Source organism: Buttiauxella cochleicola (genome assembly GCF_021282435.1).
Classification (GTDB): domain Bacteria; phylum Pseudomonadota; class Gammaproteobacteria; order Enterobacterales; family Enterobacteriaceae; genus Buttiauxella; species Buttiauxella massiliensis.
Genome location: NZ_JAJSOT010000001.1, coordinates 1 through 21,650, shown reverse-complemented (window position 1 = coordinate 21,650; position 21,650 = coordinate 1). Strand labels below are relative to the sequence as shown.

Genomic DNA, 21,650 nt, shown 5'->3' with positions numbered 1-21,650 from the left:
AGAGACCTTACTGGTCATACCACATGTACCCAGACCCAAGGAGAGCGTGATGACGAAAACTAGCGTACGAATAGGCATCTTCGAAATTGATGATGCTGAATTACATGGCGAGCAGCAAGGGGACCGCACGTTGAGCATCCCTTGTAAATCCGACCCGGACCTGTGCATGCAACTTGATGCCTGGGATGATGAAACAAGTATTCCCGCCGTCCTCGATGGCGAACATTCAGTCCTCTACCGTCAACATTACGACCAAAAATCTGATGCCTGGGTCATGCGTCTTGCATAACTCAAAGTGACCCGTCGCCCAGACGGGTTAATTAATTGGCACTGATTACCCTCTTCTCGTGACTTCCCCTACAATTAAGCCAAACGGTGCAACTCAAAGGCAATCATGTTTGCGTTGGTTTTATTTGTTTGCTACCTGGACGGCGGCTGCGAAGATATCGTGGTAGATGTCTTTAATACTGAACAGCAGTGCCTGTTCGCTATGGATGAGCAGCGGATACGCTACGGTGGCTGTTTCCCGGTTGAAGATTTTATTGATAGCTTCTGGCGCCCGGCGCAAGAATACAGCTCGTTGTAGAGTTACTGAACCTGCACCATAGTCAGCTTATTACCAAACACCGCGCCGGTATCAATATAATATTGATTATGAAAATGACTCACTTCTTTGAGCGGCGTATGGCCGAAGTAGAACTCATCAGCTCCGCCGATATCCTCGCCTCGCCCCTGTAAATTCTTATTAAGCCGATCCCGGCTCCAGACCAGTAAATGTTCATCGACGGGCTGATTCCAACTGTAATGCCCTGAAGGGTAGTCTGCATGAGCAATAACCAGCGTCTTGTCATGCGTATGAAGTTCAATTACCAACGGCAAATCGCGGCACTTCAGTAAGGCTAGCTGCACATTATTTTGACGCTGTTCTGGCAATTCCCGATACCACTCACCACCGTTCATCTGCCAGAGCATTCCCTCACCTTCGTCGAGCGCCTCTAAAGCCATCGCTTCATGGTTGCCCTTCACTGCTTTAAACCACTTACTACCGAGCAGTGCCAGGCATCCAGGGCTGTTTGCACCGCGATCAATAAGATCCCCCACCGAGATAAGTAAATCCTGATGATAATCAAAATGATGAAGTTTAAGCTGGCTACTTAATTCAGAGAGACAGCCGTGTAAATCACCAACAATAAACACATGCCGCCACTCTTCGCCGTCTATTCGCTGATACATATCGCCCCCACTTTGTTTATTAATTGCTTAATTATAAACCAGTGGGGGCAATGATTAGCGGGCAGGACGAATGAACATTTTGATTTGCTTACCGTGGTATTCAACAAAATGCTGGAACTGGAAGCCAAATCGCTCAGCCAGATAGATAGAACGCAGGTTGTCATCATCAATAATGCAACAAACTGGTGTCGCTAACTCACGGTCCGCCCATTGCAGAACTGCGTTGAGCGCTTCGCTGGCATAGCCTTTACCGTGCACAGCGGGAATCAGTGACCATCCCGCTTCCGGAAGTTCAAGCACCGGAGTTAACTCACGTTGTGCGTCCTGAAAACCAAACGAACCAATATAACGCTCAGTCTCTTTTTCAAAGACAGCCCAATAGCCGTAACCAATCGCCTGCCAATGACCGATGTAACGCAGCAATCTTCCCCAGGTCATTTCTGGGCCTTGCGGTTGTCCACCACCGATAAACCTCACCATTTCTGGGTCCGCCCAACAGGCAGCTAATGCCGGAAAATCATCCAGCGTAAAATGGCGGAGAATTAGACGTTCAGTTTCCAGACGAGGTGCTGCATTAACCATGCTCATATCCTTCAAACGTATTATTGGCGTACGATTTTTTACTTATTTTGCCGCCATACGGTTTGAGACACAATCAGCACACTGCATTCGAAAGTAGGGAAATTGAAGGAAAAGCGAGTCAGAGCCACAAATAGAAAAGGCTGCATAAATGCAGCCTTTAGAGAGGTGATACGAGTTATCTGGTAAATACTACGCTTCTTAAAGCGATGAAATATGGCTTGCGCCCCAAGGGAATGTGGTCATTAAACCTACCACGAACCCACCAGTTTACTTTTGAGGATCAGTTTCAAAACTATCTGGCACCTCCGTTTCACTCTGGAACTAAAGCTAATCTAGCAGCCTTAACATTGTAAAAATAACGGCAGATTCACAGTTTTGCCATTTTCTCATCAAATAAATCTGGATTAACGCGTGAGTGGTATTCAAATTTTGCCGCTCAGCCGCTCGTGGAAGTCACTGCTGCGTAAATCGAGACCGACAATTTGTACCTTGCTTTCATAGCGTTGATAGCGGGTTTCGATAGCATCAAGCACGGCAACTGTCGATACATCCCAAATTTGAGCCTGAGACAAATCAATAATCACGTTTTGCGGATCGTCGGCATACTGGAAATGTTCAACCAAATCGTTGCTACTGGCAAAAAACAACGGCCCGGTTACCGTATATCTTACAGATTGCCCGTCTTCAGATAATGTTCTTTCCGCGCGTACTACGTGGGCAATACGGCGAGCAAACAAGATCATCGCAAAAACCACGCCACCGACGACACCCAACGCCAGGTTCCCGGTCGCAACGGTCACTGCGACAGTGCTTACCATCACTAAAGTTTCAGGAAATGGAATTCTTTTCAAGGTAGCAGGTTTAACACTGTGCCAGTTGAGCGTTTTCACCGCCACAATCACCATAATTCCGGCTAAAACCACCATCGGGATTTTTGCCATCAATTCGCTTAAACCGGTGACTAACAGCAACAGCACCAGGCCGGCAGCAATTGTCGAGATACGTGTACGCCCCTTACCAAGTTCCACATTGACCATGGTCTGGCCAATCATGGCGCAACCGGCAATACCACCGTAAAAACCGGCGAATATGTTAGATACTCCCAACCCCCAACATTCACGACGTTTACTCGAAGGTGTGTCAGTCAGCTCATCAACAAGTTTGGCGGTTAACAACGATTCCATTAAGCCAACGAAGGCGATGCTCAAAGCGCAAGGCCAGATAATTCGTAAAGTATCCAGATTCAAGGGCACCAACAACGCTGTCAGTCCGGGTAATCCAGTAGCCATTGGTCCCGCCTCACCCACTGTTGGTACAGATAACCCCATCCCAATGCATCCCGCTGTAATGACAATAATCGCCACCAACGGCGACGGAACCATTTTAAATACCCGAGGGAGAAACAGCACTATTGCCAGGGTGAGCGCAAACAGCCCCCAGACCAGCGGGTTATCCCCCCAAATATGTGGTACCTGGGCAAAGAAAATGAGAATGCCCAACGCGTTTACAAACCCTGTCATCACTGACAGTGGTATATAGCGCATCATACGAGCAAGCCCTGTGACGCCGAACAGAATCTGGACTAACCCTGCCAGCAATACTGCAGGGAAAATATATTCAACGCCATGCAGATGCACCATTGGACCGATAACTAATGCTACTGAGCCAGCAGCAGCTGTCACCATTGCGGGGCGCCCACCAAGCACTGACATGGATAAACAAAGCACAATAGAGGCGACCAGGCTGACTTTCGGGTCAACCCCCGCGATGACTGAGAATGAAATGATTTCAGGTACAAGTGCCAATGCCGTTACTACTCCCGCAAGGGATTCACGCGCGAGCAAACGCGGGCTACGCAAAACCGAGGCGAGAGAGTTTTCCCGACGATGTGTTTCAGTTTGAGTTGTGGTCATAGTTTGTCTTTGCAGGTTTGTCGTTATTAGTTGTAGCGAACTTCAGGTCGGGCGTGATTGTACAGAGAGGATAGTAAGGATGCTAATTAATATGCCCCCTATCTCGGACCTATCCTCTGGGCTTGTATGGGTATTCATGTAGATGATTTCAGGATGATGAATATTGAGGCATGCCACAAATATAGATATTAATGGCTATTATTAGAAAGACAATTATTAGTAAACCAACATAAAAGCAATTACAATACTGCCGATATTTTCGAAAAATATAATTTTACTTTAGCCATTTTAATTAATGGGGGCTTACTTTTGTTTAGTCATTTGACTTATTGTAAAATGATTGGTTCTTTTATGTTGGCTGCTATGATATTTTTTTGCAGCAATGCTGTAGCCGATCCTGTGCTTAATAAAATACTTAGCACGCATAGTATTACCTTGGCATGGGTGGGTAGTTCCAAGCCTATTTCCTGGGAGGTAAATGGAAAACCGACTGGCATGGCGGTGGATATCTGCCAGGGGGTTGTCGACAGTATAAAAAAACGCTACAACACAAATATAAATATACAATGGGTAGAAGTTGCCTCAGCCGCGCGCTTTGAATATATATCTCATCATAAAGCAGACATTCTCTGCGCAATTGCCGGAAATACAGCGCAACGTAATAAATTCGTTACTTTTTCAAAGCCATGGTTTTTTACACGGACAAATTTTCTGGCTAAAAAATCTCAGCATATAAATAGCCTCGAAATGCTCTCTGGGCGAACCGTAGGGGCTATTAGTGGCGGAACATCTGCATTATTACTCTCTGCAATGAACCAAAATATTAACTATTCGATCTCTGTTAAGCTGATGAGAAGTTTCGATGAAGGATTTGATTTACTAGAACAAGGGCACATCTCAGCATTTGTCACTGATGACATTATCATACATAGCAAGTTAGCTGAAATGGCGGACAGAGATGACTATCAAATGAGTGCTGAAGGATTTGGTGACGTAATACCCTATGGAATGGTGATAGCTAAAGATGCAGATGAAATAGAGTCCATCATCAATGATGAGTTAAAAAACCTGTTTATCTCAAAACGATTTGATGAGTTATATAATAAATGGTTCATGTCCCAGATTTCTCCTACTGGTGAAAATATGCGGCAACCCATGTCAAATGATCTCATCAAAGAAAAAAATAGCTATCTACTTGCACCCGAAACTCCAACTACAGACTAAAAATGAACAGCAAAATATTAAAAGAATTAAGTATCTCCTCAAAACTGCCACCTCATATTAGAATGATAAATAATCGAAAATTGAAGCGCAGTCAGAAAACATAGCAAATACATAAATGTTGGCAGGGCATACTTTGGGTGCGATAAGTGGTGGGACTGCTGCATTAATGATGCGAAAAATGAATCAAGACTATAATTATTCGCGGAAAATAAACAAACCTGGAAAACTGAGAACAATATCAGGTGAACGCAGAAGATTTAAGGGATGATAATCCGCCACGGTTGAAATCCCGTCCCTACTGAAATGATATTTAATAAAAAGCTCAGTATGTTAACGGGTTCTGACATCAGGTAAACAGGAGTTTTTGAAGAGTGTTTTGGTTTTTTTTAGTTTAAACCATCTCACTTTCACCTACAAAAATGCTCGAAAAGTACTTGGATGTGAGGGAGAAAATGTTTACATTGATTTAACAGGGCAAAAAAACCGGATATGGAAATTCGGAGAAATTTCGGAACGACCAACCTAAGTCCTTGTATATAAAGATAAATAAAAAAAGACCGAATACGATTCCTATATTCGGTCCAGGGAAATGGCTCTTGGGAGAGAGCCGTGCGCTAAAAGTTGGCATTAATGCAGGCAGACATCGCCTTGCCTTCTAAGAATAGATTACCGGCGCAGGTTTTCCAGTCCGGCGCAAAAGTGTTCAGAAAAAAACTGCGGCGCAGGTAATATTTTAGACAAAAACCGCAATATCCGGTCTACGGTTATTGCGGTTTTTTATTTTTAATTAGTGAGTTATCGCATTTTAGCTACACAATTTCTCAGCACGCTCAATAAATGGAGCAAGACTCTTTTTTTGTCCCGGTGTCTTAGGATCATCAATTTGAATCACGGAGATGGGCTGGCCAGTGGTTTTACCGCTGCTCACTTGTTGTTGCGCTACGTCGTTTAACGGGTATTGCATCAAGGTACTTGGGTTGATTGCAAAGAGCGCATGTCCAGGGCGGCAACTTAGCATTACCTCTTCACGGTTAAACGCCCAGTTATCTTTACCCATTTCAAAACGGCTTACGGTGATAATTTGCGGTGCGGCTAATGCACTACCTGCGCAAGCCAGCAATAACAGCGTCAAAATACTTTTTTTCATGAATATCTCTTGAGCTAATAACGTCTTCAGTACGGTTCCCAGGTAGCGAAAATGCTAACAGCAAGGAGCACCACCACCGACAGAATAACTTCCAGCCACGTTAACTGGATAAACTGTTTTGTGGCTGTTGGCATACGATTAAATCTCGGCACCAAAAAATAGCGGTTATACAGGGCGATGATAACCATCACGGCAACAAAGGCAACCTTCACCAACAAGAAGCGCATGTAGTTACTTTCCAGTGGTAGAGACCAGCCTAAAATCATCAGGCTGTTGATTAGTCCACTGAGTATTACGGCAGCAACCGCCAGATGCCCGTAACGCGAAAAACGCATCATCGCGGTAATGGCACTGCCGCGCCAGCGTGGTTTTTGAGCCATGCGCATGCACATCAAAAGCGGCAGTAATCCGCCAGCCCACCAGCCAGCACTAAGAAGATGCACTGCATGATTTAAGCGTTGTAAGCCACCTACAATCCCTTCACGCATCGCGGCATGCCCGACACCTGCCAACAAAATAAGTTGTGCCGCCGCAAGGATCATTAACATTGACTGCAAAGGGCGCGGTTTAAGCAGCAACACCACAAGTGTCACCACACTCAATAATATCTGCCACAACCAGATGGACCCAAAGCTCGTTCCAAGAACCGCCAACCAAATCTGGGGATTAATGACATCTCGCCAACCACTGCCCATCATCCCAGCCTGAGCACATAACAATAATATTGCGCTTAGCAACGTCATCCAGACGGCGGAATGCCATTGCCATTTTAGTCGGCGAATGAGAACCGGCTTAAACGCTTGAGGAGCAAGCAATGAGCATGAGATGGTACTGCCAAGCAGCACCATTAATGCAGCAAAATGAATAAATCGCAGCGCGATATAGAAACCTGGTAGCATCCGGCTTACTTCACCGAGAAGTGATACTTCCCTTTCGTCTTATGTCCGTCAACGGATACTACATGCCAATCAACCTGGTAATCTCCCGGTTTCATAGCCTCTTCGACTGGAACAATAAGCTGCTTATCATCTTTTTCGTTGCGCTTAGCCGTGCCAGTCTTCACGACTGTTTGCTGTGGCCCGGTGAGCGTAAGTCCGCTAAAATTCGCTTCAACTCCTTCAGAGAAATTAAGGGTAATCGCCTGTGGTGCAGCCGTTACCGCAGCATCTGCCGCTGGATATTGATGCTTTAAATGCGCGTGCGCGAAAGCTGAGCTGGAAACAGTAAGTGCGGTAAAGAGAGTGGCGATGGTAATGAGACGAGTTCGGGTGAAAGCCATATCAACTATTCCTTTTTCTTATTCGAGACGGCAAAAGGATAACCTTGAGCCCAGGTTAAGTCGAGATGAGAACAGCTATCAATGAATGTAAAGACTTGTCATCACGGATATCAACAAGTACCTTTGCGGCAAAAAACACGAGGCCAATATGAATCACAATCTTGCTGAATTACCCCAGGACGAAATGGATAAGATCAACGTCGATCTCGCGGCTGCTGGCGTGGCATTTAAGGAACGCTACAATATGCCGGTGATCGCCGAAGTGGTAGAACGCGAGCAACCTGTGCATTTGCGTGACTGGTTCAGAGAAAGACTGACTGCTCATCGACTGGCTTCAGTCAATTTGTCCAAACTGCCGTACGAACCTAAAGTGAAATAAATATTATCCCCACTAAACTTCCTGACAAAAATGGTGTTAAGATTTTTCCCGGTTTATATATCTAAACACAGGAATTACCTGTTACGGCCATAGGATGATGGCCGTTGGGTAGATTGATTAAGGAAGAACGTATGCCTGTCTGGAATGTTGCTGCAGCGCAATATGGCGCCACACCCGATGACCTCGATGCGAATATCACACATCATTTAGATTTTGTTCGCTGCGCAGTTGCTGAACGAATAGATCTGCTGATTTTCCCCGAACTTTCCCTCACCGGTTTTAACATTGACAACCATCACGTCTGCGCCCTTCCCTTCACCGATGAACGCCTGAATCCTTTGCAAGATGCCGCGGTAAAACACCAAATGACTATTGTTGTGGGTCTACCCTTACGCAGTGAACAAGGAATATCACCAGGATCGGTGGGTTTTTTGCCTGATGGTTCCCGAGTTGCCTGTTGTAAACCGCAAACCTGCGATATTGATCTCCCCGATCAACACACGCCATTGGTAGGTTTGCACAATCGTAGCGTGGCAATGGGTTTTAGCACCGACAGCGATGAAGAAACCTGGCCACGTAGTGCAGCTGAAATGGGTGCAAGTCTTTATGCCACGGGAAAATTCATTAATGAAATCACCTACCAGAAAGATGAAATGTATCTGCAACGCTGGGCCCATAAATATAATTTACCCGTTTTATTAGCTAACCATGCGTTTTCTACCGGCAAATATCGGTCAGCGGGACGCAGCGCTTGTTGGGACGATCGAGGTGAATTAGTGGTTCGTGCCGATCATGGCGAGCTACTCGCAGTTGGAAGACGTGATGCAAAAGGTTGGCACGGTGAAATCATTCCATTACGCTAGCGCATTAAGAAAATACGCTAAGACTTGATGGAGTAGATATGCTGCGCATTATTGATACTGAAACCTGTGGTCTACAGGGTGGCGTGGTAGAAGTTGCCTCTGTCGATATCGTCAATGGCAAGATTGTTAATCCGATGAGTGACCTGGTACGCCCGGATCGTCCTATTAGCTACCAGGCGATGGCCATTCACAAAATTACCGAAGAGATGGTCGCAGATAAACCGTGGATTGAGGATGTTATTCCACGCTATCACGGCAGCCCGTACTACGTGGCTCATAACGCCAGTTTTGACCAGCGCATGCTGCCTGAACTGCCCGATAGCGAGTGGATTTGCACGGTAAAACTGGCGCGTCGTTTATGGCCTGGCATCAAATATAGCAATATGGGTTTATATAAATCCCTCAAGCTGGAAGTTGAAACACCTGCCGGACTGCATCATCACCGCGCGCTGTTTGATTGCTATATCACCGCTGCTTTATTGATTCGCATTATGGATGAGTCAGGCTGGACTCCAGACCAAATGGTGACCATTACAGGTCGCCCTGCACTTGTGAAAACCATGGCATTTGGTAAATATCGCGGCGAGCCGATTGCGGAAATTGCAGATAAAGATCCGGGCTACTTGCGATGGATGTTGAATAACATCAAAGAATTAGCGCCGGATCTTAGAATGACATTAAAGCATTATCTCGAGGATTAGTAACAGCCTATCCCGCCCGCCCTGGTAAAGTTCCTTGTGCCAGGGCTATCAAGAAAGCGAACTCCAGAGCCACACCTTCGTAAGATTTAAATCTGCCCGATTTCCCACCATGCCCTGAGTCCATATCAGTACATAGCAATAGCAAATTATCATCTCTACGTAATTCACGCAGTTTTGCGACCCACTTGGCAGGCTCCCAATATTGCACCTGGGAGTCATGCAGTCCTGTGGTCACCAGCATGTGCGGGTAGGCTTGTTCGGTGATTTGATCGTACGGGCTGTATTGTTTGATGTAGTGGTAATACTCAGGGTCTTGCGGATTTCCCCACTCTTCAAACTCGCCAGTCGTGAGTGGAATGGACTCATCGAGCATCGTCGTTAAAACATCAACAAATGGCACCTGTGCAACAACACCGTGGAACAGCCCCGGACGCATATTAATTGCAGCCCCTACCAGTAAGCCGCCTGCACTCCCGCCCATCGAATAGAGCAAGTTTTCGTTGCCGTATCCCTGTTTAAGCAAACTATCACAGACGTCCAGATAATCATTGAAGGTGTTCATCTTCTTCAGGTACTTACCATCTTCATACCACTGCTGGCCGAGTTCGCCGCCTCCGCGTACATGCGCAATGGCATAGACGAAGCCTCGGTCGAGCAGGCTTAAACGACTGCTACTGAAATCCGCATCCATGCTGCTTCCGTAAGAGCCATAGCCATATACCAGCAAAGGGTTTTTCCCGCGCTGGAAATGTTCGCGATGGTAAACCAAAGAAACCGGCACCTGCACGCCATCACGTACTGTGACCCATAAATGTTCACTGCGATAATGACTGGCGTCAAAACCTGCAACTTCGGTTTGTTTAATCACGCGCCGCTCGCCGGTATCCATATCCAGCTCAAACAATGTATCTGGCGTGGTCATTGATGAGTAACCGTAACGCAGACGAGAAGATTCCGGTTCCGGGTTATGTCCAAGCCAGGTGACATAAGCGGGGTCATCAAAAGCAATTCCCGTCACTTCGCGAGTTTTGCGATTAATTTGACGCAAGCTGGTCAGCCCTTGCTGCCTTTCCTCAACGACCAGCCAATCTGTAAATAGCGTAAATCCTTCCAGCATGACGTTTTCGCGCGGAGGAATCAGCTCTTCCCATTGGCTTTCATCACGCACTTTTGTGCGGTACAAACCAAAGTTTTTACCTTCCCGATTCGAGCGCAGATAGAAATTATGTTGGAAGTGATCGAGGGTATATTCGTGATCTTTGCGGCGTGGCAAAAAGCTTTGCGGTTGCGCATCTACTAGCTCGGCATCCAGCAACAGTACTTCGCTGGTGGTAGCACTGCTGAGATAAATTAGAACGAAGTGTTTCGAGGTGGTTTTATGCACACTGACATAAAACATTTCGTCTTTTTCTTCGTAGACTAATTCATCTTCGGAGGATGGATGCCCTACAGTGTGGCGCCAGACCTGATACGGCAATAACGTTTTGTGATGCTTGCGGACGTAATAAAGCGTGGCGGAATCATTCGCCCAGACAAAACTACTTTCGACATTATCCAGCACTTCGGGGTACCAGTTCCCGCTTTCCAGATTGCGCAAACGCAGGCCGTACTGGCGGCGTGAGAGGAAATCCTCTGCCAGCGCCATGACGGTGTTATCAGGGGTAATGCTCATGCCGCCCATGGTATAAAACTCGCTGTGGGCAGCACGACGATTGCCATCTACCAGCGTGCTCCACTCTTCCCACTCCTCCGACACCACAGACTGGCGCTGATAAATAGCGTATTCATTACCGGTTTCGAAAATCTGGCGATAGCGATAACCATTTTGCGTATACGGTGCAGAAATATCACGCTGGGGGATTCGATCGATCATTTCTTTGAGCAGGCGCTCTTGCAATGCCTGCTGCGTACTCATGATCTGATGACCGTAATCATTCTCCTGATGAAGATAATCAAGCACTTGTGCATCAGAGCGCTCATCATCGCGCAGCCAGTAATAGTTATCGATTCGGGTATCACCATGCATGGTCATGGTGTGGGGGATTTTTTTTGCTTTTGGTGGCATGTCATTTTTCTTTTTGAGTTAACACCCTGTAAGGGTGGCAAATTCAGACAGCCTTGCAAGCGTAACGTGGGATTTTAGGGAAAATGCCGGGATTAACCCGGCAGATTTAGTTTCTGTTGCTGAATATCTTGTTCAATGCCTTCGCGTACATCCTGCGGGATTTTTAGCGCATCCCCAAGCGCATTGAGATAACTGCGCTCCATAAAATGATCGATGTCGATTGCAGCGCAGCTTAAGAAGTAAAGCTCCAGCGCTTCTTCTTCGTTATTAACACCTTGCACAAGGCGTTGCGGATCAAGAGGCTGATCGATAGCTTGCTGAATGAGATTACGCCCCGGCCCTTCGATACCGGCATCACGTAGTTGCTGCTCGATAATCTGGCGTTCTTTATCATCAATATGACCATCGCTTTTAGCAGCGAACACCAAAGCGGTAATCAGGCGCTCAGTACGAACATCGACAGGCGACTGCTGCTGCCCAAACTGCGGCTCACCCTGATGGGCCTCACGCACTCGGTCTTTATATTTGTTCCACAGTACGCTTCCCGCAACCGCACCACCGCCGACCAATAACGCGCTGGTGCCGTACTTGGTCAGTAGTTTCCGTGACGATTTGCTCGCCAGCAGCAAACCCGCTAACCCACCGAGTGCGCCAGGCACCAGTAACTTACTCAGCCCCTGAGAATTATTTCCCTGAGGAGTTTGTGAGGATTGATTCTGACCAGTGTGATTCTGGATGGATTGTGTCGCTTGCCCCAGCATAGACTGAAGCTGCTGTAACCAATTGCTCATTAGAGACACCCTTTGTGAGAACTTAACATCTGAGGTTAAGCCAAAGGCTGTCAAGAAGTGTCTGATAAGGCTAAAGATGAGAAAAGAACCGCGCCGGTAACCCGACGCGTTAAAACTTATGCCGCTTTGGTGCGCTTACGCGGGTGTTCAGCCACTTTATCGTCTGCAACAGACTCTTCAGCGTTATCGGCTTCATCTGCGACTTCACCGGCAGTTTCAGTACTTTCCACGTCCGGCAATTTGCCGCTTTTAAGCACGGAGGAAAGCACGTCTTTGTTTTCTGCCATCCACATAGCCAGCACATCGTTTTGCCCCTCTTCGAGAGCAACAGGACTGTGTACGAGCCACTCGCTCAATACTTCTGCCAGATCGAGCATTTTGTCATAGGCATCCGCATCTTTTTTACTGGCAAAAGACATTTTTTCTTGCCCCTCTCGTACAACAACGTATTTGATTTCAACCGCCATTTTGCAGCTCCGGTTTAACTGTTTATTTAAACAGTGTAATGATATTACCCCTGTATCGCAAGTGGGAAATTCGCTGCGCACGCAAACGTTTTCGTTTATAATCCGCCGGTCTATTTTCTCCGTTCGGGTATACAGATTATGTCAATTTTGGGAACAGCACTTCGTCCGTCAGCTACACGTGTCATGTTGTTAGGATCAGGCGAATTAGGAAAAGAAGTGGCCATTGAATGCCAGCGTCTTGGTCTGGAAGTTATCGCCGTAGATCGCTATGCAGATGCCCCAGCGATGCATGTCGCTCACCGCAGCCACGTCATTAATATGCTCGACGGTGCCGAGCTTAAGAAGCTGGTCTCTGTAGAAATGCCAGATTTCATCGTTCCCGAAATTGAAGCCATCGCCACTGACATGTTGGTTGAGCTTGAGAAGCAAGGTCAGTGCGTTGTACCTTGCGCGCGCGCGACAAAGCTGACCATGAACCGCGAAGGTATTCGCCGCCTCGCAGCAGAAGAACTCGCTCTGCCAACCTCCAGCTTCCGTTTTGCTCAAAGCGAAGAGGCATTTTTACAGGCAGTTGAAGAGATCGGTCTGCCTTGTATCGTTAAACCAGTGATGAGTTCTTCCGGTAAAGGGCAAAGTTTCATCCGCACAGCAGATCAATTAGCCAAAGCATGGGAGTATGCGCAAGAAGGCGGTCGCGCAGGTAAAGGCAAAGTGATTGTCGAAGGCGTGGTTAATTTCGATTTCGAAATCACCCTGCTGACTATTAGTGCTGTCGATGGCGTGCATTTCTGCGCCCCAATCGGGCACCGTCAGGAAGATGGCGACTACCGCGAATCCTGGCAACCTCAGAAAATGAGCGATATCGCTCTGGGCCGCGCGCAAGAAATCGCTGAAAAAGTGGTGAAGGCGTTGGGTGGTTACGGTTTGTTTGGCGTCGAACTGTTCGTGTGTGGCGATGAGGTTATTTTTAGTGAAGTCTCCCCTCGTCCACATGACACTGGCATGGTGACGATGATTTCTCAGGATGTCTCAGAGTTCGCGTTGCACGTCCGTGCTTTCCTCGGCTTGCCGATTGGTGACATTCGCCAGTACGGCCCGGCAGCTTCTGCGGTGATCCTTCCAGAATTGAGCAGCGACAACGTGCAATTCGGCAATGTGGGTGCAGCAGTAGGCGCAGGTTTGCAAGTACGGCTGTTCGGTAAGCCTGAGATTAACGGTAAACGCCGAATGGGTGTGGCACTGGCAACGGGTTCCAGCGTGGAAAATGCGATTGCACATGCTATCGCTGCAACCAAAGCGGTAATCGTCAAAGGATAAAAAAATCCCCGCTCATCTGAGCAGGGATTCAATAACACGAATCATTCGAGTCGTAGGAAGGCGGCAAGAGAACGAATCCCCGGGAGCATAGATAACTATGTGACCGGGGTGAGTGAACGTAGCCAACGCATCTACGGCTCGAAGGATGACGTGTTATTTAGCGCCTTCGACTGCTTCACGAGCCAGAGTAGTAATACGATCGTAATCGCCAGCTTCCAGCGCGTCAGCCGGAACCAACCATGAACCACCGATGCACAGAACGCTTTTCAGCGCCAGGTAGTCACGGTAGTTAGCCGGAGTGATACCACCAGTTGGGCAGAAACGAACCTGAGAGAATGGACCTGCGATAGCTTGCAGTGCTTTGGTGCCGCCATTTGCTTCAGCAGGGAAGAATTTGAATTCTTTCAAGCCGTAGTCCAGACCCAGCATCAGTTCAGAAACAGTGCTGATACCTGGGATCAATGGAATGGAGCCTTCGGTTGCTGCTTTCAACAGTGGCTCAGTCAGGCCTGGGCTGATTGCGAACTGCGCGCCAGCTTCAGTAACTTCTGCCAGTTGCTCTGGGTTCAGAACGGTACCCGCACCAATAATCGCTTCTGGTACTTCTTTAGCGATAGCACGGATTGCATCCATTGCACATGGAGTACGCAGAGTCACTTCCAGAACGCGCACGCCGCCAGCAACTAATGCTTTAGCCATTGGTACTGCGTGTTCCAGTTTGTTAATTACGATAACCGGGACAACCGGTCCTGTTTTCAGGATCTGTTCCGCAGTAGTTTTCCAGTTTTTCATCTCAAGCCTCTTCAACCAACTTTATAATTCGTTTCCAGAGCAGCAACCGCTACATCCGGTCTTTAAAATTTAATGCAGGTCGCGCCTTGTTCCGCGCCAGATAACTGTTCGCGTAACGCGCTAAATAGTTCACGACCGGTGCCAACGCGTTCCGCGCTGAGATCCGGGTGGTATGCAGTGCGTTTTTCAAGCTCGGCATCATCGACCAGCAATGTCAGTTCACCCGTTTGACCGTTGACGCGAATCATATCGCCGTCCCGGACTTTTGCCAGTAGCCCACCATCATAAGCTTCTGGGGTAACATGGATTGCAGAGGGCACCTTACCGGATGCGCCCGACAGCCGTCCATCAGTGACTAACGCTATTTTGAAACAGCGGTCCAATAATACCCCAAGTGGCGGCATAAGTTTATGTAATTCTGGCATGCCATTCGCTTTTGGCCCCTGATGGCGAACAACAACCACGCAATCACGGTCCAGAAGGCCTGCTTCAAACGCAGGTAAAACGTCATGTTGGCTTTCGAAAATGACAGCAGGCGCTTCAATAACCTGGTTTTCCACCGGCACTGCAGACGTTTTCATGACTGCACGACCCAGGTTGCCGCTAAGTACTTTTGTACCGCCATGTTTTGAGAATGGTTTTTCGAAGGTCGCGATAACATCAGTATCGAGCGCGGTTGTTGCGCCTTCACGCCAGGCCAGTTGGCCATTATCCAGCCATGGCTCCATGGTGTAGTGATGCAAACCAAAGCCCGCTACAGTGTTCACATCTTCATGCAGCAAACCACCTTTGAGCAATTCACGCATCAGTACTGGTACACCGCCTGCAGCCTGGAAGTGGTTAATATCCGCCGGGCCATTTGGATACAGACGTGCCAACAATGGCACCACATCGGAAAGATCGGAGAAATCGTCCCAATTGATGATAATGCCAGCCGCTCGGGCCATCGCCACCAGGTGCATGGTGTGGTTAGTTGAACCACCAGTGGTCAACAAGGCAACGATGCCGTTTACGACAACTTTTTCATCAATCATTTTACCGAGCGGCATCCACTCATTGCCATTTCCGGTCAGACGCGTGACCTGCCGTGCTGCCGCAGCGGTTAGTTCGTGACGCAGAGGCGCATCCGGGTGAACAAATGAAGAACCAGGCAACTGCATGCCCATGAACTCAACCACCATCTGGTTGGTGTTGGCGGTACCGTAGAATGTACAAGTACCCGGTGCGTGGTAAGAAGCAGCCTCTGATTCCAGTAGCGCGATGCGATCCACTTTGCCTTCAGCATAAAGTTGGCGAATACGTACTTTTTCTTTATTCGGTAAACCGCTTGCCATTGGGCCTGAGGGCACAAATACCGCCGGCAGATGGCCAAAGGACAATGCAGCCATGGTTAAACCCGGAACGATTTTATCGCACACGCCGAGATACAGCGCGCCATCGAACATGTTATGAGACAGGCCGATTGCCGTAGACATTGCGATAATCTCGCGGCTCAGCAATGACAGTTCCATCCCATCCTGCCCTTGCGTCACGCCATCACACATAGCAGGGACGCCACCGGCAACTTGCCCAACCGCACCCACTGAATGCAATGCTTTGCGAATCTGGTCAGGGTAATACTCATACGGCTGGTGAGCGGAAAGCATGTCGTTATAGGACGTGATGATCGCAATGTTGTTACGCAGCATGCTTTTCAGCGCGGCTTTATCTTCTGGCTGACAAGCGGCAAAACCGTGTGCCAGATTGCCGCACGCTAATTCAGAGCGATGCACGGTGTTCGACTTCGCTTTTTCAATTCGTGCCAGATAGGCTTCGCGGGTTTGGCGGGAGCGTTCAACGATGCGTTTTGTTACGCGTAACAAATTAGGATTCATAACAAGTCCTCATAAAGTGGCTGCCGTCGCTTTGGGCAGGTGGTCGACGTTACCGGCTCTTTTCTCTTCTCGTGAGGCGGCAATCCGTACCATCAGGGCATAATCGCTTCAGCTAGTGTAAATAAAAAAGCCCTGCTGGTGAATCCAGTCAGGGCTTTTAAATTAAAAAACTTTCACAGTACGGGTGTTAGATCATGTTACCGGTAAAATATGAATCATTTGTTACGCAGTTTTTGCAAAATAACACCTATTCAATCCGCTAAATCATTCGAGTTGCAGGTAGGCGGCAAACGCAGCGACAAATTCGTCGGGAACGAATTTGACCAGCCAAAGGCTGGCCTCCGGTGAGAGACAGGAGTCTCTCATTAATCCCGATGAGCTTACATAAGTAAGTGATTACTCGGCCCACTTATGGGCCTCACCCCTTGGGGCCGCTGCAAGCAGCGTTCAAATCAGCTTTCAGCCGATTTGTCGGGTGAGAGAGCGCAGCCAACACCCCTGCAACTCGAAGGATGACGCGGATTTATTCGAACTCGTTCCACGAACGCCCATCTCGAGTGATCATTGCTACGGACGCAACTGGCCCCCAGGTACCCGCCTGATAAGGTTTAGGTGCATCGTTGTCCGCAGCCCACGCCTCGGTGATGGAATCGACCCACTTCCATGCTTCTTCAACTTCATCACGGCGCACGAACAGTGCCTGGATACCGCGCATGGTTTCCAGTAACAGGCGCTCGTAAGCATCTGCCAGATGGGTTTCATTGAAGGTTTCGGAGTAGCTCAGATCCAGTTTAGTGGTTTGCAGATTGTGCTTATGCTCAAGCCCTGGAACTTTGTTAAGCACTTGAATATCTACACCTTCGTCCGGCTGCAGACGGATGGTGAGTTTGTTTTGTGGCAGATCCTGCCAGGAATCTTTGAACAGGTTCAGTGGCGGGCTTTTGAAATAGACCACAACTTCGGAACATTTGGTTGGCAGACGTTTCCCGGTACGCAGGTAGAACGGCACACCCGCCCAACGCCAGTTATCAATATCCACACGGATTGCAACAAAGGTTTCGGTGCTGCTGGACTTGTTCGCGCCCTCTTCTTCCAGGTAGCCAGGTACTTTTTGGCCCTGAGCAAAGCCGGAAGTGTACTGCCCACGCACGGTTTTTTCGCGCACATTGCTGCGGTCAATACGGCGCAGTGATTGCAGCACTTTAACTTTTTCGTCGCGAATATGGTCTGCGGTGAGATCGGACGGCGGAGACATCGCAATCATGCACAGAATTTGCAGCAAGTGGTTTTGAATCATGTCGCGCATCTGCCCGGCCTGATCAAAGTAACCCCAGCGCCCTTCGATACCCACTTCTTCTGCTACCGTGATTTCCACGTGATCGATAGTTTTGTTATCCCAGTTATTGGCAAACAGGGAGTTCGCAAAACGTAATGCCAGCAGGTTCAGTACCGTTTCTTTACCTAAATAATGGTCGATACGATAGACCTGGCACTCTTCAAAATACTCGCCAACCTGGTCGTTGATTTCCTGGGATGTCGCAAGCGAGGTGCCTAGCGGTTTTTCCATGACAACACGAGCAGGTTTAGCGTTGAGTTTCGCCTTGCCCAGACCTTTGCAGATTGCGCCAAAAGTATTCGGTGGCATAGCAAAGTAGTTGATGGTGACGCGATTTTGCTGATCGAGCATCTTACCGAGTTTGGTAAAGGCTGCAGTATCGTTAACATCCAGGTTGCAAAAATCGAGACGGCTGCTCAATTTATCCCACAGGCTTTCGTCGATCTTTTCCTTCATAAAGGTTTCGATCGCTTCGCGCACTACTTTGGTATAAGCCTCTTTATCCCAATCAGCGCGGCCCACGCCCAGGATGCGCGTCTCCGGGTGGATCTGCCCTGCCTTCTCCAGTTGATACAGGGATGGCAGAAGTTTCCGACGCGCAAGGTCGCCCTTCGCGCCGAAAATCACCAGGTCACATGCCTGAGCTGTCTGTGTTACCGCCATGTCTTTTCTCCTCGTTTCGGATGTCCCGGTTTTCCCGCTCATACTTCAAGTTGCAGAGGTGTTGGCTGCAACTCGAATTATTGGGGGGATGTACCGGCCCGTGTGTAATTTAATTACAGAACAATGTACTGCTTTTGCTGAATTCAGGTAAGTCTTCAGCCATTATTTGATCGCATTCATGGGCAAGATTTGGCCACCAGTGCCATTTCACGGCAATAAATCGAATTTTTCGAAGTTTCGTTGTTGATGTATATCATGTCGAAAGTTAGACACTGATCATGTTATGAAAAAAAACAACATCCTTACATCGATTAACTTGTCCAATCACTAATGGGCAAGCGTATATTCTTGCTAAATCGCGTCACGATTTCTCCATTTGTTGAAATCGACAAAATCCATGAATGCCGGACACCTATGAATATGCTGGACAAAATCCAGTCTCAACTGGAACACCTTAGCAAATCAGAACGTAAAGTCGCAGAAGTGATTCTTACCGCACCACAAGATGCCATTCACTCAAGCATTGCAACCCTTGCCCGCAGTGCCGATGTCAGCGAACCGACAGTCAACCGCTTTTGCCGCCGCCTTGAAACTAAAGGCTTTCCAGATTTTAAATTACATTTAGCGCAAAGTCTGGCGAATGGCACTCCTTATGTAAACCGGAATGTTGACGAAGACGATAGCGTTGAAGCCTATACCGGCAAAATCTTCGAATCCGCTATGGCAAGCCTTGACCAGGTACGGCAATCATTGGATATGGCAGCAGTCAATCGCGCTGTGGATTTACTCACCCAGGCCAAAAAAATCGCTTTCTTCGGTCTAGGTTCTTCAGCCGCTGTAGCGCATGACGCAATGAACAAATTCTTTCGTTTTAATGTACCTGTTATTTATTCTGACGATGTCGTTTTGCAACGCATGAGCTGCATGAATTGTAGTGAAGAAGATGTCGTTGTACTCATCTCGCATACCGGGCGAACTAAAAATCTGGTGGAGCTCGCACAACTGGCGCGTGAAAACGATGCCATTGTGTTGGCGATAACCTCAGAAGGTTCACCGCTCGCCCGCGAAGCGACACTCTCTTTATTACTCGACGTGCCTGAAGATACCGATATCTATATGCCCATGGTGTCGAGGCTTGCTCAATTAACGGTAATAGATGTACTGGCAACCGGTTTTACTTTACGCCGGGGTGCAAAATTCAGAGATAACTTGAAGCGAGTCAAAGAAGCGCTCAAGGAATCGCGTTTTGATAAGGGACTGTTTGTTTCTGGCGAAAACACTTAAGTTTCCATAACAAAGCTGTAACTTTTTAGGTCATTCGGTTAAGTTGTTGCTTTGCGTTTTTAACGCATTCTGATTTTCCGAATCTTTTGTTAACGCAACACCAAAGTTGTTTCAGTCAACGGAGTAATACATGTCCAGACGGCTACGTAGAACCAAAATCGTTACCACTTTAGGCCCAGCCACCGATCGCGACAATAATCTGGAAAAGATTATCGCTGCTGGCGCTAACGTGGTGCGTATGAACTTTTCCCACGGCACCGCAGAAGATCATCAGATCCGTGCTGATAAAGTTCGTGAAATTGCCGCGAAACTGGGTCGTCATGTCGCTATTCTGGGCGATTTGCAGGGGCCAAAAATTCGTGTATCCACGTTTAAAGAAGGCAAAGTCTTCCTTAATATTGGTGACAAATTCCTGCTTGATGCCAACCTTGGCAAAGGCGAAGGCGACAAAGAAAAAGTCGGTATCGACTATAAAGGTCTGCCAGCTGACGTTGTAACCGGTGACATCCTGCTGCTTGATGACGGTCGCGTACAGTTAAAAGTGCTCGAAGTACAAGGCATGAAAGTATTCACCGAAGTCACCGTGGGTGGCCCGCTGTCGAACAACAAAGGTATCAACAAGCTGGGTGGCGGCCTGTCCGCTGAAGCGCTGACCGATAAAGACAAAGCCGATATCCTGACGGCTGCGAAAATCGGCGTTGATTACCTGGCAGTTTCCTTCCCACGTTGTGGCGAAGACCTGAACTACGCTCGTCGCCTGGCGCGCGAAGCGGGTTGTGATGCGAAAATTGTCGCTAAAGTGGAACGTGCCGAAGCCGTTTGCAGTGAAGAGGCAATGGACGATGTGATTCTGGCATCAGACGTGGTGATGGTTGCCCGTGGTGACTTGGGTGTTGAAATCGGCGACCCAGAGTTGGTCGGTATTCAGAAAACCCTGATTCGTCGTGCGCGTAAGCTTAACCGTGCGGTTATCACTGCGACCCAGATGATGGAGTCGATGATTACCAACCCAATGCCAACTCGTGCAGAAGTCATGGACGTAGCGAACGCCGTGCTGGACGGTACCGATGCGGTAATGCTTTCTGCAGAAACTGCGGCAGGCCAATACCCTGCTGAAACCGTCGCGGCAATGGCGCGTGTTTGCCTGGGTGCTGAGAAAATCCCAAGCATCAACGTTTCCAAACACCGTTTGGACGTACAGTTCGACAACACAGAAGAAGCGATTGCAATGTCTGCGATGTACGCGGCAAACCACCTGAAAGGTGTTACTGCAATCATCACTATGACTGAATCAGGCCGCACCGCACTGATGACTTCTCGTATCAGCTCCGGTTTGCCAATCTTCGCTATGTCTCGCCACGAGCGCACGCTGAATCTCACCTCTTTGTACCGCGGTGTAACGCCTGTGTTCTTTGATAGCCCAAGCGACGGTGTTGCCGCAGCAAACGATGCGGTGAACCTGCTGCGTGACAAAGGTTACCTGGTTTCTGGCGATCTGGTTATCGTCACCCAGGGCGATGTGATGAGTACCATTGGTACCACCAACACCACGCGTATTCTGTGTGTTGAGTGATCCATCTGTATAAAAACTAAGGGGCCATTCGGCTAATGCCGATCGTTTAAGGATCAGTTGACCGATCCGGTGGCTCGTGTAAAAAGGGTTCATGCACAACATGGACCCTTTTTAAATGGAACTTTCACAAGCTCTCGGTATTATCAATCTCACTGCCCCCGATGAAG

21 protein-coding genes are annotated in these 21,650 nt (G+C 48.2%); 9 read left to right on the top strand and 12 right to left on the bottom strand.

Translation table 11 applies throughout. The features are described 5' to 3' along the window. The first annotated feature begins 49 nt into the window (after positions 1-49). Positions 50-289 carry a YebV family protein gene (locus LVQ77_RS00105; RefSeq protein ID WP_034455162.1) on the top strand — a complete coding sequence of 80 codons (240 nt, stop codon included), beginning with the start codon at positions 50-52 and terminating at the stop codon, positions 287-289. A 105-nt stretch (positions 290-394) separates the two neighbouring features. Continuing rightward, a complete protein-coding gene (locus tag LVQ77_RS00100) occupies positions 395-586 on the top strand; it encodes a YdfD/YebW family protein (protein ID WP_064511919.1) in 192 nt (63 codons plus the stop codon). A gap of 2 nt (positions 587-588) precedes the next feature. On the opposite strand, the gene LVQ77_RS00095 is transcribed toward LVQ77_RS00100, so the two are convergent. From LVQ77_RS00095 to LVQ77_RS00085, 3 genes are all read right to left on the bottom strand, one after another. Further along, complete coding sequence (locus LVQ77_RS00095; RefSeq protein WP_232864892.1) at positions 589-1,233, bottom strand: metallophosphoesterase; 645 nt, start codon at positions 1,231-1,233, stop codon at positions 589-591. Between the two features lie 54 nt (positions 1,234-1,287). Beyond that, entirely contained in the window at positions 1,288-1,815 is a 528-nt protein-coding gene (locus LVQ77_RS00090) for a GNAT family N-acetyltransferase (protein ID WP_232864891.1), read from the bottom strand. A 422-nt stretch (positions 1,816-2,237) separates the two neighbouring features. Continuing rightward, positions 2,238-3,728: a SulP family inorganic anion transporter gene (locus LVQ77_RS00085; RefSeq protein ID WP_232864890.1), complete on the bottom strand. Its 1,491-nt coding sequence runs from the start codon at positions 3,726-3,728 to the stop codon at positions 2,238-2,240. 309 nt (positions 3,729-4,037) lie between these two features. Here LVQ77_RS00085 and LVQ77_RS00080 point away from each other — a divergent pair, with 309 nt between their 5' ends. Then, the gene (locus LVQ77_RS00080; RefSeq protein ID WP_232903331.1) at positions 4,038-4,952 is read left to right on the top strand and encodes a transporter substrate-binding domain-containing protein; all 915 of its coding nucleotides are present in this window, start codon (positions 4,038-4,040) and stop codon (positions 4,950-4,952) included. Between the two features lie 805 nt (positions 4,953-5,757). Here LVQ77_RS00080 and LVQ77_RS00075 read toward each other — a convergent pair. Genes LVQ77_RS00075 through yobA form a run of 3 tightly spaced genes read right to left on the bottom strand, consistent with a single transcriptional unit; the run spans position 5,758 to position 7,378 of the window. Then, on the bottom strand, positions 5,758-6,099 hold the full coding sequence (locus LVQ77_RS00075) for a YebY family protein (RefSeq protein ID WP_151994609.1): 342 nt from the start codon (positions 6,097-6,099) through the stop codon (positions 5,758-5,760). A gap of 26 nt (positions 6,100-6,125) precedes the next feature. Continuing rightward, positions 6,126-6,998, bottom strand: coding sequence for a copper homeostasis membrane protein CopD (gene copD / locus LVQ77_RS00070; RefSeq protein ID WP_232903330.1), 873 nt, complete (start codon positions 6,996-6,998; stop codon positions 6,126-6,128). A 5-nt stretch (positions 6,999-7,003) separates the two neighbouring features. Beyond that, complete coding sequence (yobA, locus tag LVQ77_RS00065) at positions 7,004-7,378, bottom strand: CopC domain-containing protein YobA (protein ID WP_232864827.1); 375 nt, start codon at positions 7,376-7,378, stop codon at positions 7,004-7,006. Between the two features lie 148 nt (positions 7,379-7,526). On the opposite strand from yobA, the gene LVQ77_RS00060 reads away from it, so the two are divergent. The 3 genes from LVQ77_RS00060 (at position 7,527) to exoX (ending at position 9,321) form a co-directional block, all read left to right on the top strand. Beyond that, positions 7,527-7,757 (top strand): DNA polymerase III subunit theta, encoded by a 231-nt coding sequence (locus LVQ77_RS00060; protein WP_151994612.1) that lies wholly within the window; start codon positions 7,527-7,529, stop codon positions 7,755-7,757. Positions 7,758-7,888: 131 nt separating this feature from the next. Beyond that, entirely contained in the window at positions 7,889-8,620 is a 732-nt protein-coding gene (locus LVQ77_RS00055) for a carbon-nitrogen hydrolase family protein (protein ID WP_232903329.1), read from the top strand. A gap of 38 nt (positions 8,621-8,658) precedes the next feature. Then, on the top strand, positions 8,659-9,321 hold the full coding sequence (exoX, locus tag LVQ77_RS00050) for an exodeoxyribonuclease X (RefSeq protein ID WP_064511929.1): 663 nt from the start codon (positions 8,659-8,661) through the stop codon (positions 9,319-9,321). A 7-nt stretch (positions 9,322-9,328) separates the two neighbouring features. On the opposite strand, the gene ptrB is transcribed toward exoX, so the two are convergent. The 3 genes from ptrB to LVQ77_RS00035 all read right to left on the bottom strand — a co-directional run bounded on the left by ptrB (position 9,329) and on the right by LVQ77_RS00035 (position 12,644). Next, positions 9,329-11,386, bottom strand: a complete 2,058-nt coding sequence (ptrB, locus tag LVQ77_RS00045) for an oligopeptidase B (protein WP_232903328.1) — start codon at positions 11,384-11,386, stop codon at positions 9,329-9,331. A gap of 92 nt (positions 11,387-11,478) precedes the next feature. Continuing rightward, positions 11,479-12,177: a tellurite resistance TerB family protein gene (locus LVQ77_RS00040; RefSeq protein ID WP_232903327.1), complete on the bottom strand. Its 699-nt coding sequence runs from the start codon at positions 12,175-12,177 to the stop codon at positions 11,479-11,481. Between the two features lie 116 nt (positions 12,178-12,293). Next, entirely contained in the window at positions 12,294-12,644 is a 351-nt protein-coding gene (locus LVQ77_RS00035; protein WP_232864823.1) for a YebG family protein, read from the bottom strand. Between the two features lie 138 nt (positions 12,645-12,782). On the opposite strand from LVQ77_RS00035, the gene purT reads away from it, so the two are divergent. Beyond that, positions 12,783-13,961 carry a formate-dependent phosphoribosylglycinamide formyltransferase gene (purT, locus tag LVQ77_RS00030; protein WP_232903326.1) on the top strand — a complete coding sequence of 393 codons (1,179 nt, stop codon included), beginning with the start codon at positions 12,783-12,785 and terminating at the stop codon, positions 13,959-13,961. A gap of 153 nt (positions 13,962-14,114) precedes the next feature. Here purT and LVQ77_RS00025 read toward each other — a convergent pair whose 3' ends face one another. The 3 genes from LVQ77_RS00025 to zwf form a co-directional block, all read right to left on the bottom strand. After that, a complete protein-coding gene (locus LVQ77_RS00025; RefSeq protein ID WP_034455128.1) occupies positions 14,115-14,753 on the bottom strand; it encodes a bifunctional 4-hydroxy-2-oxoglutarate aldolase/2-dehydro-3-deoxy-phosphogluconate aldolase in 639 nt (212 codons plus the stop codon). Between the two features lie 62 nt (positions 14,754-14,815). Beyond that, positions 14,816-16,627: a phosphogluconate dehydratase gene (edd, locus tag LVQ77_RS00020; protein ID WP_232903325.1), complete on the bottom strand. Its 1,812-nt coding sequence runs from the start codon at positions 16,625-16,627 to the stop codon at positions 14,816-14,818. A 523-nt stretch (positions 16,628-17,150) separates the two neighbouring features. Further along, complete coding sequence (zwf, locus tag LVQ77_RS00015) at positions 17,151-18,626, bottom strand: glucose-6-phosphate dehydrogenase (RefSeq protein ID WP_151994620.1); 1,476 nt, start codon at positions 18,624-18,626, stop codon at positions 17,151-17,153. Positions 18,627-19,040: 414 nt separating this feature from the next. Here zwf and LVQ77_RS00010 point away from each other — a divergent pair, with 414 nt between their 5' ends. Continuing rightward, positions 19,041-19,910, top strand: coding sequence for a MurR/RpiR family transcriptional regulator (locus LVQ77_RS00010; protein ID WP_034455124.1), 870 nt, complete (start codon positions 19,041-19,043; stop codon positions 19,908-19,910). Positions 19,911-20,040: 130 nt separating this feature from the next. Further along, positions 20,041-21,483 carry a pyruvate kinase gene (gene pyk, locus LVQ77_RS00005; RefSeq protein WP_064511938.1) on the top strand — a complete coding sequence of 481 codons (1,443 nt, stop codon included), beginning with the start codon at positions 20,041-20,043 and terminating at the stop codon, positions 21,481-21,483. The last annotated feature ends 167 nt before the right edge of the window (positions 21,484-21,650 follow it).

Coding starts and splice junctions, on each gene's coding strand:
- LVQ77_RS00105 (WP_034455162.1), top strand. CDS start 50: ATGACGAAAACTAGCGTACGAATAGGCATCTTCGAAATTGATGATGCT.
- LVQ77_RS00100 (WP_064511919.1), top strand. CDS start 395: ATGTTTGCGTTGGTTTTATTTGTTTGCTACCTGGACGGCGGCTGCGAA.
- LVQ77_RS00095 (WP_232864892.1), bottom strand. CDS start 1,233: ATGTATCAGCGAATAGACGGCGAAGAGTGGCGGCATGTGTTTATTGTT.
- LVQ77_RS00090 (WP_232864891.1), bottom strand. CDS start 1,815: ATGGTTAATGCAGCACCTCGTCTGGAAACTGAACGTCTAATTCTCCGC.
- LVQ77_RS00085 (WP_232864890.1), bottom strand. CDS start 3,728: ATGACCACAACTCAAACTGAAACACATCGTCGGGAAAACTCTCTCGCC.
- LVQ77_RS00075 (WP_151994609.1), bottom strand. CDS start 6,099: ATGAAAAAAAGTATTTTGACGCTGTTATTGCTGGCTTGCGCAGGTAGT.
- copD (WP_232903330.1), bottom strand. CDS start 6,998: ATGCTACCAGGTTTCTATATCGCGCTGCGATTTATTCATTTTGCTGCA.
- yobA (WP_232864827.1), bottom strand. CDS start 7,378: ATGGCTTTCACCCGAACTCGTCTCATTACCATCGCCACTCTCTTTACC.
- LVQ77_RS00060 (WP_151994612.1), top strand. CDS start 7,527: ATGAATCACAATCTTGCTGAATTACCCCAGGACGAAATGGATAAGATC.
- LVQ77_RS00055 (WP_232903329.1), top strand. CDS start 7,889: ATGCCTGTCTGGAATGTTGCTGCAGCGCAATATGGCGCCACACCCGAT.
- exoX (WP_064511929.1), top strand. CDS start 8,659: ATGCTGCGCATTATTGATACTGAAACCTGTGGTCTACAGGGTGGCGTG.
- ptrB (WP_232903328.1), bottom strand. CDS start 11,386: ATGCCACCAAAAGCAAAAAAAATCCCCCACACCATGACCATGCATGGT.
- LVQ77_RS00040 (WP_232903327.1), bottom strand. CDS start 12,177: ATGAGCAATTGGTTACAGCAGCTTCAGTCTATGCTGGGGCAAGCGACA.
- LVQ77_RS00035 (WP_232864823.1), bottom strand. CDS start 12,644: ATGGCGGTTGAAATCAAATACGTTGTTGTACGAGAGGGGCAAGAAAAA.
- purT (WP_232903326.1), top strand. CDS start 12,783: ATGTCAATTTTGGGAACAGCACTTCGTCCGTCAGCTACACGTGTCATG.
- LVQ77_RS00025 (WP_034455128.1), bottom strand. CDS start 14,753: ATGAAAAACTGGAAAACTACTGCGGAACAGATCCTGAAAACAGGACCG.
- edd (WP_232903325.1), bottom strand. CDS start 16,627: ATGAATCCTAATTTGTTACGCGTAACAAAACGCATCGTTGAACGCTCC.
- zwf (WP_151994620.1), bottom strand. CDS start 18,626: ATGGCGGTAACACAGACAGCTCAGGCATGTGACCTGGTGATTTTCGGC.
- LVQ77_RS00010 (WP_034455124.1), top strand. CDS start 19,041: ATGAATATGCTGGACAAAATCCAGTCTCAACTGGAACACCTTAGCAAA.
- pyk (WP_064511938.1), top strand. CDS start 20,041: ATGTCCAGACGGCTACGTAGAACCAAAATCGTTACCACTTTAGGCCCA.